At 69.8% G+C, this 13,583-nt stretch carries 11 protein-coding genes; 6 read left to right on the forward strand and 5 right to left on the reverse strand.

What is annotated here, in order from left to right; translation table 11 throughout:
- Nucleotides 1–6 precede the first annotated feature (6 nt).
- Entirely contained in the window at nucleotides 7–852 is an 846-nt protein-coding gene (locus IHE46_RS07630; protein WP_192164033.1) for a glycosyltransferase family 2 protein, read from the forward strand.
- Here IHE46_RS07630 and IHE46_RS07635 read toward each other — a convergent pair.
- From IHE46_RS07635 to def, 5 genes are read right to left on the reverse strand one after another with little or no spacing between them, the layout of a single operon-like run.
- Nucleotides 849–1,808 carry a glycosyltransferase gene (locus IHE46_RS07635; RefSeq protein WP_192164034.1) on the reverse strand — a complete coding sequence of 320 codons (960 nt, stop codon included), beginning with the start codon at nucleotides 1,806–1,808 and terminating at the stop codon, nucleotides 849–851. The two genes, IHE46_RS07630 and IHE46_RS07635, sit on opposite strands and share 4 nt — an antisense overlap.
- Entirely contained in the window at nucleotides 1,805–3,559 is a 1,755-nt protein-coding gene (locus IHE46_RS07640; protein ID WP_192164035.1) for a glycosyltransferase family 39 protein, read from the reverse strand. Before IHE46_RS07640 ends, IHE46_RS07635 begins: the two co-directional genes overlap by 4 nt.
- A gap of 33 nt (nucleotides 3,560–3,592) precedes the next feature.
- Nucleotides 3,593–4,888 (reverse strand): 16S rRNA (cytosine(967)-C(5))-methyltransferase RsmB, encoded by a 1,296-nt coding sequence (gene rsmB, locus IHE46_RS07645; protein WP_192164036.1) that lies wholly within the window; start codon nucleotides 4,886–4,888, stop codon nucleotides 3,593–3,595.
- Nucleotides 4,885–5,817: a methionyl-tRNA formyltransferase gene (fmt, locus tag IHE46_RS07650; protein WP_192164098.1), complete on the reverse strand. Its 933-nt coding sequence runs from the start codon at nucleotides 5,815–5,817 to the stop codon at nucleotides 4,885–4,887. Before fmt ends, rsmB begins: the two co-directional genes overlap by 4 nt.
- Nucleotides 5,818–5,828: 11 nt before the next feature.
- Nucleotides 5,829–6,338, reverse strand: coding sequence for a peptide deformylase (gene def / locus IHE46_RS07655; RefSeq protein ID WP_192164037.1), 510 nt, complete (start codon nucleotides 6,336–6,338; stop codon nucleotides 5,829–5,831).
- Between the two features lie 120 nt (nucleotides 6,339–6,458).
- On the opposite strand from def, the gene IHE46_RS07660 reads away from it, so the two are divergent.
- The 5 genes from IHE46_RS07660 to IHE46_RS07680 all read left to right on the forward strand — a co-directional run bounded on the left by IHE46_RS07660 (nucleotide 6,459) and on the right by IHE46_RS07680 (nucleotide 13,583).
- Nucleotides 6,459–7,589 carry a LysM domain-containing protein gene (locus IHE46_RS07660; protein WP_192164038.1) on the forward strand — a complete coding sequence of 377 codons (1,131 nt, stop codon included), beginning with the start codon at nucleotides 6,459–6,461 and terminating at the stop codon, nucleotides 7,587–7,589.
- Between the two features lie 77 nt (nucleotides 7,590–7,666).
- On the forward strand, nucleotides 7,667–8,797 hold the full coding sequence (gene dprA / locus IHE46_RS07665) for a DNA-processing protein DprA (RefSeq protein WP_192164039.1): 1,131 nt from the start codon (nucleotides 7,667–7,669) through the stop codon (nucleotides 8,795–8,797).
- A gap of 135 nt (nucleotides 8,798–8,932) precedes the next feature.
- A complete protein-coding gene (locus tag IHE46_RS07670; protein ID WP_192164040.1) occupies nucleotides 8,933–11,419 on the forward strand; it encodes a DNA topoisomerase I in 2,487 nt (828 codons plus the stop codon).
- A gap of 92 nt (nucleotides 11,420–11,511) precedes the next feature.
- Entirely contained in the window at nucleotides 11,512–12,084 is a 573-nt protein-coding gene (locus IHE46_RS07675; protein ID WP_192164041.1) for a Sua5/YciO/YrdC/YwlC family protein, read from the forward strand.
- A gap of 134 nt (nucleotides 12,085–12,218) precedes the next feature.
- Nucleotides 12,219–13,583, forward strand: coding sequence for an AMP-binding protein (locus IHE46_RS07680; RefSeq protein ID WP_192164099.1), 1,365 nt, complete (start codon nucleotides 12,219–12,221; stop codon nucleotides 13,581–13,583).

The raw sequence follows: 13,583 nt of genomic DNA on the forward strand, positions 1-13,583 counted from the left end.
CGCGCCATGAAGACCAGCGTCGTCGCGATCACCTACAACTGGCCCGAGGCGCTGGAGCGCCTGCTGTCCAGCCTGGCTGCGCAGACGCGGCTGCCCGACGAAGTGATCGTGGCCGACGACGGTTCGGGCGAGGCCACGCGCGCGCTGGTCGAGCGCATGGCGCGCGATTTCCCGGTGCCGCTGCGCCATGTCTGGCAGGACGATCGCGGTTTCCGCGCCGCGCGCGCGCGCAACCGCGGCATCGCCGCCAGCCGCGGCGACTACGTGATCCTGCTCGACGGCGACATGCTGCTGCATCCGCGTTTCATCGCCGACCACCTGATGCTGGCCGAACGCGGGTTCTTCCTGCAGGGCGGCCGGATCAAGGCCACGCGCGACGAAACCGCGAAGTTGCTGGCGGGCGGCAAGCCGGTGTTCGCGCCGTGGTCGCGCGCGGATTTCCACGAATTCGACGGCACGAAGCGCCTCTACGCCTTCCGCCAGCCGCAACTGGCGAGTTGGAAATCGCGTTCGCGCAACGGCGGCCGCGTGATGAGCTGCAACATGAGTTTCTGGCGCGACGACCTGCTGCGCGTCAACGGCTTCGACGAGCGCATGGAAGGTTACGGCGCCGAGGATCGCGAACTGGCGGCGCGACTGGAGAATGCCGGCCTGCACCGCCGCGCGCTGAAGTGGGCTGCGCTGGCCGTGCACCTGTGGCACCGCTCGCGCGCCCAGCCCGACGTGGACGACATGAGCCTGCCCAACAATCGCCTGTTCCACGCCACGCGTACCGAAGGCATCGTGCGCTGCGAGCGCGGTATCGACGGCCATTTCGCAGAATTCGCGACAGCGGAGAATCTGGACGGCTAAATGGCGCCGAGCGCTTCGCGCAGCCGCAACGGCAATGTATCGCGCTCGGCCTCGAACCACGCCCGCGCAGCCGCGCCAAGCGTGGTGGCCTCGGTCTCCGGCATCGCCACGCAGTGCTCGATGGCGCGCGCCATATCTTCGTCACGAAAGCCGTACAGCGTGGCCAGGTCCTGCGTGCCCGTGGCCTGCGCCGGCACCAGCACCCCGCGCGCCGGAGTGACCAGTTCGCGCATCGGTTCGGCGTCCAGCGTCAGCACTACCGCGCCGCAGCTCATCGCCTCGACCAGGTAGTGGCCATAGCCTTCGGTCTGCGAAGGGCAGAGGTGGAAGCGATGTTCGTTCTGCAGACGCCGATAGGTGTCGTCGTCCAGGTGTTCGCGGATCAGCCGCACGTTGGCGGGCAGCGTCTCCAGCTCCACCCGCTTGCGCCGCCACGCCACGGTGAGCATGGGCCATTCGGGATGCGCGGCCCATAGCCGCAGCAGCGCCGTCGTACCCTTGTTGCCGCTGCGGCCCGGGCCGTGGAAGAAGGCGTGCCTGCGCGGCACCTGCGCATCGAGCCGGTCCGGGCTGGTGAAGCCGATGTAGCGCGTGCGCACGCCGAGCTGTGCGAACAGGCGTTCGGCATGGCGGGTCTTGGCCCAGACCGTGTCGATGCAGGACAACGCCGCCCGGTCCTGCGTGCGGAAGTATTCGGGATTGGGCACCAGTACGTTGCGACGTGCGGCGCGGGCGAACTCGGGGCGCACGCGTTCCAGCATCACGTTCGCGTCGAAGGCCGAAGCGCGCAGGGCGAGGCGCAGGCGCGTCAGTGCTTCGGCGAAGCGCCCGCGGTGCGGCAGCGGCGTACCGGTCACCTGCGCGCCGGCTTCGCCCAAGGCGAAGGCGAGCAGGGCCATGTCGCGGCTGAGGCCGGCACCGTTGTCGCGGCCCAGCAGCTGGATGCGCGCCGTCATGGCGTGGCGTCCGGATCGGCGTCCGGCGCTTCATCCACCTTGGCGCCGGGCAGGCAGCCCGGTATCAGGGCATCGGCCTTGAACATCCACCAGTCGCGCTGGTTGGCATGGCCGAGGGAAATCGCCTTGGCGCGATCCACGCAGTCGCCCATCGCCGGCTGCTGCACGAACAGCCAGCGCGTGGCGGGCGCCTGCGCCTGCCACTGCACCGCGCGGGCGAACTGGACATGCCAAGGCTGCTTGAAGCCGAAATCAACGGCGGGACGATCGAGCATCAGCAGGTTCTGTTCGGTCCACGCCACCAGGCCCAGCTGCTCGCCGGGCGCGAGATGGCCGCGTACCTCGGCCATCAGCGCGGATGCGGAACTGGAAGGATTGAGCAGCGGTACCGCCCAGCACCCCCATGCCAGCCACAGCGCGGCCATGCCGCCGGCCACCGCCCACACGGCACGGCGCACGCGCAACGCCACCACCAGGCCCAGTTGCACCACGCCCAGCACCACGCACATCCACCACAGCGCGGCGCCGCGATCGGCGAGATCGCGGTCACTGGCGAACTGCGCCACCCTGGGTGCATGCGACAGCAACGCGTAACCGCCCAGGCCCAGCATCGCCGTACCCAGCACGGTGATGAACACGAGGCCCGCCACGCGCAGCCAGCGTTTCGGCAGAAGCTCCTCCACGAACGGCGCGCAGGCCAGCGCCAGCATCGGCAGCGCAGGCAGGATGTACACGTCGCGCTTGCCCGGCGAGGCGCTGAAGAACAGCAGCACCAGCAGCACCCAGCCCAGCGGCAGCAGCACGCGCGCCTCGCGCTGCTGCCATGCCTGCCGCCAGCGCGGCAGGCAGCCGGGGTAAAGCAGCGACAGCGGCAACCAGCTGAACAACAGGATGGGGATGTAGTACCACCACGCATGGATGTGGTGCCATGCGTTCGCGTAGCGCTTCGCGGTCTGGTGGAACAGGATGTCGTTGACGTAGGCCGGATATGCGGGATCGCCGGCGCGCGCGCGTGCCGCGAGCAGCATCGGCACCAGCCACAGCGCGATGGCGGCCAGCGCCGCTGCCAGGCCCAGCAGCCAGCGCCACCACGCGCCGCGTCCCGGTCGCGCGATGCCGCCCCAGCCACGATACGCTGCCCAGGCATAGGGAAGCAGCATCAGCAGCGCGAGAAAGCCCACACCCTTGGTGATGACGCCCAGTCCCGCGCAGAAGCAACCGAGCCAGTACATCGGCCAGTTCGCTTTCGCGCCGCCGTCGGGCGGCGCCAGCAGATGCCGCAGCAGTCCCCAGTTCGCCGCGGTGATGAGGAACACCACCAGCGGATCGATCTGTGCGCGCTGGCTCTGGTAGACGAACTGGAACGCCAGCAGCAGGCCGCCCGCCGCGTACAGGCCGGTGCGGCGGTTCCACAGGCGGCGCCCCAGGTCGTATACCAGCAGCAGCGTGCCCAGCCCGGCCAGCAGCGAAGGCAGCATGAAGGCCAGCCGCCACCAACGCACCAACTCGAAGCTGGCGGCCTCCGTCCACATCAGCATCGGCGGCTTGTCCGCGTAGAGCTCGGTGCCGCGGTGCGGGAACAGCCAGTCGCCGCTCTCCACCATCTGTTTCGCGGCCAGAGTGAAGCGGGGCTCGTCCGAGGGCCACGGATCGCGCAGGCCGATGCCGGCGCCCAGGATCACCAGCGCGATCAGCAGCAGCAGCCAGAAGCGGCGGCGTTCCTCGGGAGTGGCCTTGGAGAAAGCGGACATGGAGCGTTCCTGCGCGAGCGCGATGCGAACGGATCAGCGCTTTTCGAGCACCGCATAGTACATGCCGTCGAGATCGCCATCGCCCGGCAGGATCTGCCAGCCCACGGCGGCGGCCTGCCCGGCGGGCAGCGTGGACGGCACGGCGCATGCATCGGCATGCGCGGCGAGGAACGGCGCCACCACGGCCTCGTTCTCCGCGCGCAGCAGCGAACAGGTGATGTAGAGCAGCCGGCCGCCCGGTGCGAGCAAGGGCCACAGCGCTTCGACGATACGCTGCTGCTGCGCGGCCAGCGCGGGAATGTCGTCTGCGCGCCGGTGCAGGCGCACGTCCGGGCGGCGGCGCAGCACGCCCGTCGCGGAGCAGGGCGCGTCGATCAGGATACGGTCGTAGGGCTGGCCGTCCCACCACGCGGAAGGCTGGCCCGCATCGCCCACGACGACGCTGGCCTGAAGATGCAGGCGGCCGAGGTTTTCGCGGATGCGCCCGGCGCGCTTGGGCTCGAACTCCAGCGCGGTGAGCGCGATATCGGCGCGTTCCAGCAGGTGGCAGGCCTTGCCGCCGGGTGCGGCGCAGGCGTCCAGCACGCGCTGGCCAGCGCGTACTTCGGCAAGGTCGGCGGCGACCTGCGCGGCGCCGTCCTGCACCGCGAACAGGCCATCGGCGAAGCCGGGCAGGCGCGTCACGTCGGTACTGTGCGGCAGCACGATGGCATCGGCCAGCCATGCATGCGGCTCGGCTGCCTGGCCGTCCAGGCGCAGGCGCTCGACCAGGGTGTCGCGGTCGGTGCGGCGGCGGTTCGCGCGCAGCATCAGCGGCGGCTCGCGGTTGTCCGCCGCCAGGATCGCCTCGGCCTGTGCCGGCCAGTCGCGCGCGATGGCCTCGGCCAGCCAGCGCGGGTGGGCATGGCGGGTTTCCGGTTGCGCATCGAGCGCGGCAAGATGCGTGCTGCGCTCGCGCTGCCAGCGGCGCAGCACCGCGTTCACTAGCCCCGCGAGTTGCGGACGCTTCAATGCGCGCGTGGCTTCCACGGTGGCTGCCACTGCGGCGTAGTCGGCCAGCTCCAGCACTTCCAGCTGCACCAGGCCCAGCACCAGCAGCGCGTGCACGGCCGGTTCCTTCTTGCGCAGGGGACGGTCCAGCAGGCGGTCCAGCGCGGCGTCGAAACGCGGCCACCAGCGTGCGCCGTCGCTGACCAGCGCCATCAGCAGGGCGCGGTCGCGCGCATCGGGCAGTTTTTGCGCGTGGCGGTCCATCGCTTCGCGCAGCGAGGCGCCGTGCAGGGCGATGTCGGCAAGGGATTGCGCGGCCAGGGCGCGGGTGTCGGTCATGACGCGCGCGGGGAACGCAGTTCGGGACGCGCGTTGAGGTAATCCGCCGCGCTGATGCGCCGCCCGCCCGCGCGCTGCAGCGCGGTGACGCGCAAAGCGCCGTCACCGCAGGCGATCGTGATGCCTTCGCGACTCGCGCCGATCACGCTGCCGGCATCGGCAGTGCGCGGGTGCTCGATGGCACGTGCGGCCCAGATCCGCACCCGTTCGCCGGCGATCTCGGCATCGCTGCCGGGCCAGGGGTCGAAGGCGCGCACCTGGCGTTCGAGCGCGATGGCGGGACGGCCGAAGTCCAGCACCGACTCGGCCTTGTCCAGCTTGTGCGCGTAGACGACGCCGTCGGCTGCCTGCGGCGTGGCCGCCGGCGTTTCGCCGGCCAGCACGCGGGCGAGGCCCTCGGCCAGGGCCTCGGCTCCCAGTGCGGCTAGCCGGTCGTGCAGCGAGCCGCCGCTGTCGTCGCGGGTGATGGGTGTGCGCCTTTCCAGTAGCACGGGGCCGGTGTCCAGGCCCGCTTCCATCTGCATCAGGCCAACGCCGGTCTCGGTATCGCCGGCGAGGATGGCGCGCTGGATCGGCGCGGCGCCGCGCCAGCGCGGCAGCAGGCTGGCATGCACGTTCCAGCAGCCGAGGCGCGGGATGGCCAGCACCTTGCGCGGCAGGATCAAGCCGTAGGCGACCACCACCATCAGGTCGGGCCGGTAGGCGGCCAGCGTGGCCTGTGCTTCGGCGGTTTTCAGCGTTTCCGGCTGCTCGACCGCGATCCCGGCGGCCAGCGCCGCCTGCTTCACCGGGCTGGGCGCGAGCTTGCGGCCGCGGCCGGCGGGCCGGTCGGGCTGGGTATAGGCGGCTACCACCTCGGCGCCGCTGGCGCGGCAGGCTTCCAGGCAGGGTACGGAGAATTCCGGGGTGCCGGCGAAGACGACCCGCATTGGCCGTGCAATCAAGCGCTGGCCGCCTGCTTGCGCTGCTTTTCGAGGCGCTTCAGCAGCAGCGAGCGCTTGAGCGGCGAGAGGTAGTCCACGAACACCTTGCCGGCGAGGTGGTCCATCTCGTGCTGCACCGCCACGGCCTGCGGGCCTTCGGCCTCGTAGAAGAATTCCTTGCCGTCGGCGTCCTGCGCCTTCACCTTCACCTTCAGCGCCCGGGTGACGTCGGCGTAGAGGCCGGGGAAGGACAGGCAGCCCTCCTGGTACACCTGGGCGCCGTCCTTCTCCACGATCTCGGCGTTGATCAGCACCAGCGGCTGGTTGCGCTCGTCGCTCATGTCGATCACCAGCACGCGCTGGTGCACGTCCACCTGGGTGGCGGCCAGGCCCACGCCGTTGGCGGCGTACATGGTTTCGAACATGTCGGCGACGAACTGTTTCAGCTGGGCGTCGAACACGGTGACCGGCGCGGCCTTGGTGCGCAGGCGGGGATCGGGGAATTCGAGGATGGTGAGCAGGGACATGCGCCTATTCTAATACGCCGCCTGCCGTGCCGATGGCTGCGAATTCTGCGAAGCGCTGCCGATTGCGCGGCTTAATGCTTCGGTTACACTCGCCTTTACCGCGGGAAGGGGGTCCCACCCATGTTCAAAAAAGCTTTCACGGTGCTGGCTGGCACCATGGTTGCCGCGGCAGTGTGCGCCGCCGGCGCTGCCCAGCTGCGCAGCGGCCATCCCGATTCCTACACCGTGCGCAGGGGCGACACGCTGTGGGGGATTTCGGCGAAGTTCCTGGTCAAGCCCTGGCTGTGGCCGGAGATCTGGCAGGCGAACCCGCAGGTGCGCAACCCGCATCTGATCTATCCGGGCGACGTGCTCAACCTGTCCTTCATCAATGGAGGGGCAGGCATGAAGCTGGAGCCCGGCCTGCATCCCGAGGGCGATGCGGTGCCGGCGATACCGCTGGATGCCGTGAAGACCTTCCTGAAGGATCTGCGCGTGATGGATTCCAGCGTGGTCGACAAGGCTCCCTACGTGGTCGGTCTGGAAGAAGACCAGCTGGAAGGCACCTCGGGCCAGAACATCTACGTGCGCGGCCTGGACAGCCAGCCCGGCCAGCGCTGGGCGATCGTGCGGCCCGAGCACGTGTTCCGCGGTTTCGATGCGGACGGCGGCAAGAACAACGCGGTCTACGGCGATGAGCTGTACGCCAACGCGGCGGTTGTGAAGTCGCCGTGGGAAGAGGACTTCGACAACGGTTCCGGCCACTACCTCCGCGGCACCGACATGGGGCTCGAGGTCAAGGTGATCGGTACCGCCCAGATGCTGCGTACGGGTGATCCGTCCACCCTGCTGGTGCTGGATTCCACCACCGAAGTCCACAAGGGTGACCGGCTCATGCCGGTGGACGACAACCCCTACGATCCGTACTTCTTCCCGCATGCGCCGCAGAGCCTGTCCAAGCAAGCCCGCGTGATCGCGTTCACCGACGCGATGGACGCGGTGGGCCCGCACCAGGTGGTGGCGCTGTCGGTGGGATCGAAGGACGGCGTGGACAACGGCACTACCTTCGCGGTCTGGGAGCCCGGCGCCTATACGCACGACGACGTGGCCGGCAGTTTCTGGCGCCGCGGCGTGGGTCCGCACGTGACCCTGCCGTCCGAGTACATCGGCCACGTGATGGTGTTCCGCACTTTCGACCACGTCAGCTATGCCCTGGTGATGGATGGCCTGCGTCCGGTGAAGAAGGGCGACCAGCTGCAGATGCCCGAATAACCCTCGCGGCATTCGCTCACACAACGGCGCGGCGATCCCGCGCCGTTGTCGTTTGTGGCGCTGGCTAGAGTCGCCGCATGAGCGAAACCGACGAACTGCGCGCGTGGCTGATCGCCTTGCGTACCCCGGGGTTGGGGCCGGGCGGCCTGCGCGAGGCGCTGGTGGCGGCCGGCGGCCGCATCGACGGCGCGCTCGCGCTGCTGCGCCGGCAAGCTGCGGCGCTGGACGAAGGCGCGGCCGCCTGGCTGGATGCCCCCGACGAGGCGCGTCTTGCTGCCGATCTCTCGTGGCTTGCCGAACCCGGCCATCGCTTGTTGCGTTGCACCGAGGCGGATTTCCCGCCGCTGCTGGAAGCCATTCCGCAACCGCCCGCCGTACTGTTCACGGCCGGCGACGCCGGGCTGTTGCTTCGTCCGCAGGTGGCCATCGTGGGCGCGCGGGGCGCCAGCCCGGCGGGCCTGGCCCATGCGCGCAGCTTTGCTCGTGCATTGGCATTGGCGGGCTTCATCGTCACCAGCGGCATGGCCGACGGCATCGACGGTGCCGCTCACGAGGCCGCGCTGGATGCGGGTTGCGCGACCGTCGCGGTGGTCGGCACGGGGCCGGACCGGATCTATCCGCGCAAGCATCACGCGCTGGCGCATCGCATCGCGGCGCAGGGGGTGCTGATCAGCGAGTTTCCGCCGGACACCGCACCGCGCGCCGACCATTTTCCGCGCCGTAACCGCCTCATCTCCGGTCTGTCGCTGGGCACCTTGGTGGTGGAGGCGGACCTGCGCTCCGGCTCCCTGATCACCGCACGGCTGGCCGGCGAACAAGGCCGCGAGGTCTTTGCGCTGCCCGGCTCCATCGACCATCCGCTGGCGCGCGGCTGCCACCGGTTGATCCGCGACGGTGCGCGGCTGGTGGAAGAGCCGGGCGAGGTGATCGAGGCGCTGGTCCCTGCGGCACGTGCCCAGGGCTTGGAGCTGGCCGCCAGGCTGGGCCGCCCCGATACGCCAGCGCCGGCGGGTGCCGATGCCCCGGGCGATGATCCGGATTACGCACGCCTGCTCGCCGCACTGGGCCATGACCCGGCCACCATGGACGCACTGGCCGAGCGCACCGGACTGGCTGCCGCGGCGCTGTCCTCTATGCTGTTGATGCTGGAACTGGACGGCCGCGTGGCCGGCCTTCCGGGCAACCGTTACCAGCGGATGCCCGGCTAGCCAGGCGTCCCAAACCCGCGCCGCACCACGCTTTCACGCCGCCCGGCTTGACAGTCCAACGGTCGGCGTGGTCTGACTAGATATATAGGCATGCCGCAGTGCGGCATGAATTCGCTCCACCCACCAAAGAGATTCATGGCCAAGAACCTGCTCATCGTCGAGTCGCCCGCCAAGGCCAAGACGATCAACAAATACCTCGGCAAGGACTTCCAGGTCCTCGCTTCCTACGGCCATGTGCGCGATCTCAAGCCGAAGGAGGGCGCGGTCGATCCGGAGCGCCACTTCGCTATGCACTACGAGATCATCGAGCGCAACGAGAAGCACGTCGACGCCATCGCCAAGGCTGCCAAGGTCGCCGACGACATCTACCTCGCCACCGACTTGGATCGCGAAGGCGAGGCGATCAGCTGGCACATCAGCGAGATCCTCAAGGACCGCGGCCTCACCAAGGGCAAGCAGCTGCACCGCGTGGTGTTCTCCGAGATCACGCCCAAGGCGATCAAGGCCGCGGTGGCCGCGCCGCGCCAGCTCTCGCACGACCTGGTGGACGCCCAGCAGGCGCGCCGCGCGCTGGATTACCTGGTGGGCTTCAACCTGTCGCCGGTGCTGTGGCGCAAGGTGCAGCGCGGCCTGTCCGCCGGCCGCGTGCAGTCGCCGGCGCTGCGCATGATCGTGGAGCGCGAGGAGGAGATCGAGGCCTTCGTCGCACGCGAATACTGGACGGTGCAGGCGCAGCTGCGCCACGCCGAAGGCGAGTTCAGCGCCAGGCTCACCAAGCTCAACGGCAAGAAGTTCGAGCAGTTCGACCTCACCAACGAGGCCGATGCGATGGCCGCGCGCGCCGCGCTGAAGGAGGCCGCGCATGGCCGTCTCACCGTCAGCGAAGTGGGCAGCAAGGAGCGCAAGCGCCGTCCCGCGCCGCCGTTCACTACCTCCACCCTGCAACAGGAGGCCGCGCGCAAGCTCGGCTTCACCACCAGCCGCACGATGAAGGTGGCGCAGGGCCTGTACGAAGGCGTGGGCCTGGGCAGCGAAGGCAACGTCGGCCTGATCACCTACATGCGTACCGACTCGGTGGCGCTGTCCGACGACGCGCTGGGCGAACTGCGCGCGCTGATCGCGCGCGACTTCGGCCAGAAGGCGCTGCCCGACCACCCGCAGTCCTACAAGGCCAAGAGCAAGAACGCGCAGGAAGCGCACGAGGCGATCCGCCCCACCTCGGCGATGCGCACGCCGCGTGAAGTGTCCGCCTTCCTCAACGACGAGCAGCGCAAGCTGTACGAGCTGATCTGGAAGCGCACCGTGGCCTGCCAGATGATCCACGCCACGCTCAACACCGTGTCGGTGGATTTCGACCTGCCGCACGCCGCCGGCGGTCCCGCCGCGTTCCGCGCCACCGGCACCACCGTGGTCGACCCCGGCTTCCTCGCCGTGTACGAGGAAGGCCGCGACCAGAAGGACGCGGACGACGACGACGAAGGCCGCCGCCTGCCGCGGCTGGAGAAGGGCGAACAGGTGCCGCTGCACGACATCGCCGCCGACCAGCACTTCACCGAGCCGCCGCCGCGCTACTCGGAAGCCTCGCTGGTGAAGGCGCTGGAGGAATACGGCATCGGCCGTCCTTCCACCTACGCCAGCATCATCCAGGTGCTGCTCAACCGCGAGTACGTGCTGCTGGACAACCGCCGCTTCAAGCCCACCGACATCGGCCGCGCGGTGGGCAAGTTCCTCACCCAGCATTTCACCCGCTACGTGGACTATGACTTCACCGCCAAGCTCGAAGACGAGCTCGACGCAGTGAGCCGTGGCGAGGAGGCCTGGGTGCCGCTGATGCAGCGCTTCTGGCAGCCGTTCAAGCAGCAGGTGGAGGAGAAGACCGAGTCGGTGGACCGCAGCGAGGCCACCGGCGCGCGCGAGTTGGGCAGCGACCCCAAGAGCGGCAAGCCGGTGTTCGTGCGGCTGGGACGCTTCGGGCCGTATGCCGCGATCGGCGACAAGGACAGCGACGAGAAGCTGCAGTTCGCGTCGCTGCGCCCCGGCCAGAGCATGCACACCATCACGCTGGAAGAGGCGCTGGAACTCTTCAAGCTGCCGCGCCAGCTGGGCGCCGCGCCGAACGGCGACGAGGTCAGCGTGGGCATCGGCCGCTTCGGGCCATTCGTGAAGCAGGGCAGCACCTACGCCTCGCTCAAGCCCGAGGACGATCCCTACACCATCGAGCTGCCGCGAGCCCTGCAGCTGGTGGAAGACAAGCTCACCATGCTCGCCAACCGCGTCATCCTCGACTTTGGCAACGGCGTGCAGGTGCTCAACGGCCGCTACGGCCCGTACATCACCGACGGCGAGAAGAACGCGCGCATTCCCAAGGAGCAGGAGCCGAAGGAGCTCACCGAGGCGCAGTGCCTCGAACTGCTTGCCGCCGCGCCCGCGAAGAAGGGCGGCCGCTTCGGGCGCAAGAGCGCGGCGAAGAAGGAACCGGCAGCGAAGAAGACGGCCGTGAAGAAGGCTGCCGCCAAGAAGGCGCCGGCCAAGAAGACGGCCGCCAAGAAGACCGCGACGAAAAAAACCGCGGCCAAGAAAACGGCCACGAAGAAAGCGGCGGCGAAGAAGACGCCGGCCTGATGCCCGCCAACCGCGCCTGCCGACGGCGCCATGTCCGCTTTCGCGGGCATGGCGCTCATGAAGAAATGGCCTGAGCCTGGAGCATTGGCCCGATGCCGCAAACCTTCACCCTGGCCGACCTCGATGCCGCCTCCGCGCTGTTGCGCGACGGCGGCGTGATCGCCTATCCCACCGAGGCGGTGTTCGGACTCGGCTGCGACCCGCACGACCAGACAGCCTTCGCGAAGATCTTCGCGCTCAAGCAGCGCCCGGCGACGCAGGGGGTGCTGCTGATCGCCGCCGACTTCGCCCAGGTCGAACGCTATATCGACTTCGCCAAGGTGCCCGATGCCGTGCTCACGCAGGTGCGCGCGAGCTGGCCGGGGCCGCATACCTGGATCTTCCCGCGCAGCGCCGCCGTGCCCGAATGGGTGGCGGGTGCGCATGCGGGCATCGCGCTGCGCGTCACCGCCCATGAACCCGCCGCCGCGCTGTGCCGCGCCTTCGGCGGTGCACTGGTTTCCACCAGCGCCAACCCCCATGGCGAGCCGCCTGCGAAGAGCACGCAGACCGTGTGCGATTACTTCGGCGATGCCCTGAACGGGGTGCTGGCCGCCCCGCTGGGCGCGCAGGACCGCCCCACGACCATCCGCGATGCGCTCACCGGCGCTATCATCCGCGCCTGACTTGTCGGTGAATCACGGTTGGCGGGGCTTCCTGCGGTTCAGCGGCGCGCACAAGGGGCATCCCTAGCATCATGGACGCCGCCCATATCGGGCGGTCAGCGGCGTGCAGCCGTGGATTTGGGAGCAGGATGGCTTTGTCCACCGTATACGACAGCTTGAGATACGAACCGGCGCAAGCCGTGCTGCCGCTGTTGAACGCGCGCGACCCGCAGCGCGTCGTGGCCTGGCGTCACGGCGTGGCGGTGAGCGCGGCGCAGTTCCTGGTCCACGTCGCGGAGGTCGCCGCGCTGTTGCCCGAGGCGCCCGCCGCGGTGAATCTGTGCGAAGACCGCTATGCCTTCCTCGTCGCGTTCTGCGCCATCGCGTGCCGCGGCCAGGCCAACCTGCTGCCGCCGTCGCGCGCACCGCAGGCGGTGGAAGAAGTGATGGCCGCGCATCCGGGCAGCTACGCGCTGGGCGAGCTGGCGCTGTCGCCCGCGCCGCACGGCTACCGCAAGCTGCCGGCCCTCGACGCCTGCCCCGGTGCGCCGCCTGCGACGGTGCCGGAGATTCCCGCCGAACAGCCGGTGGCGATCGGCTACACCTCCGGCTCCACCGGCACGCCGCGCGCCAACGCCAAGAGCTGGCGCAACCTGCGCGCCAGCAGCGCCGGCACGTTGGCGATGCTGGGCAGCGTGGCCGGAGAGCGTTTCAACGTGGTGGCCACCGTGCCGCCGCAGCACATCTACGGCATCGAGATGAGCGTGCTGCTGCCGCTGCTGGGCGACGTGGGCGTGCATGCGGGGCGCCCGTTCTTTCCGGCCGACGTGGCCGCCGCGCTGGCCGAGGTGCCCGCGCCGCGCGTGCTGGTGACCACGCCGGTGCACCTGCGCGCGCTGGTCGCCGCCGGCACGCCGCTGCCGCCGTTGGCGGCCATGCTTTCCGCCACGGCGCCGATGCCGCCGGAACTGGCGCAGGCCGCCGAGCAGGCGTTCGGCGCGCCGCTGCTGGAAGTGTTCGGCTCCACCGAGACCTGCGCCTTCGCCAGCCGCCGCGTCGTGGCCGATGCCGACTGGGCGTTGTTCGACGGCGTACACCTGCACCCGCAGCCGGACGGCACCCTGGTCGACGCGCCGCAGCTCGATGCCCCCGTGCTGCTGGCCGACATCGTGAGCCTGCACGCCGCCGGTCGCCGTTTCCGCCTCTGCGGCCGCAACACCGATCTGCTGGAAATCGCCGGCAAGCGCGCCTCGCTGGGCGACCTTACCCGCCGCCTGCTGGCCATTCCCGGCGTGGAGGACGGCATCGTGTTCCAGCTCGACGAGGCGGATGCCGCCGGCGTGCGCCGCATCGCCGCCCTCGCGGTGGCGCCGGCGCTGGACGAAGCGGCGATCCTCGAAGCCTTGCGTCGCGCCATCGACCCGGTGTTCCTGCCGCGTCCGCTGCGTCGCGTGCCGGCGTTGCCGCGCAACGACACCGGCAAGCTGCCGCGATTGGCGTTGCTGGCGCTGCTGGGCTGA

It is taken from the genome of Rhodanobacter sp. DHG33, from assembly GCF_014843005.1.
GTDB lineage: Bacteria > Pseudomonadota > Gammaproteobacteria > Xanthomonadales > Rhodanobacteraceae > Rhodanobacter_A.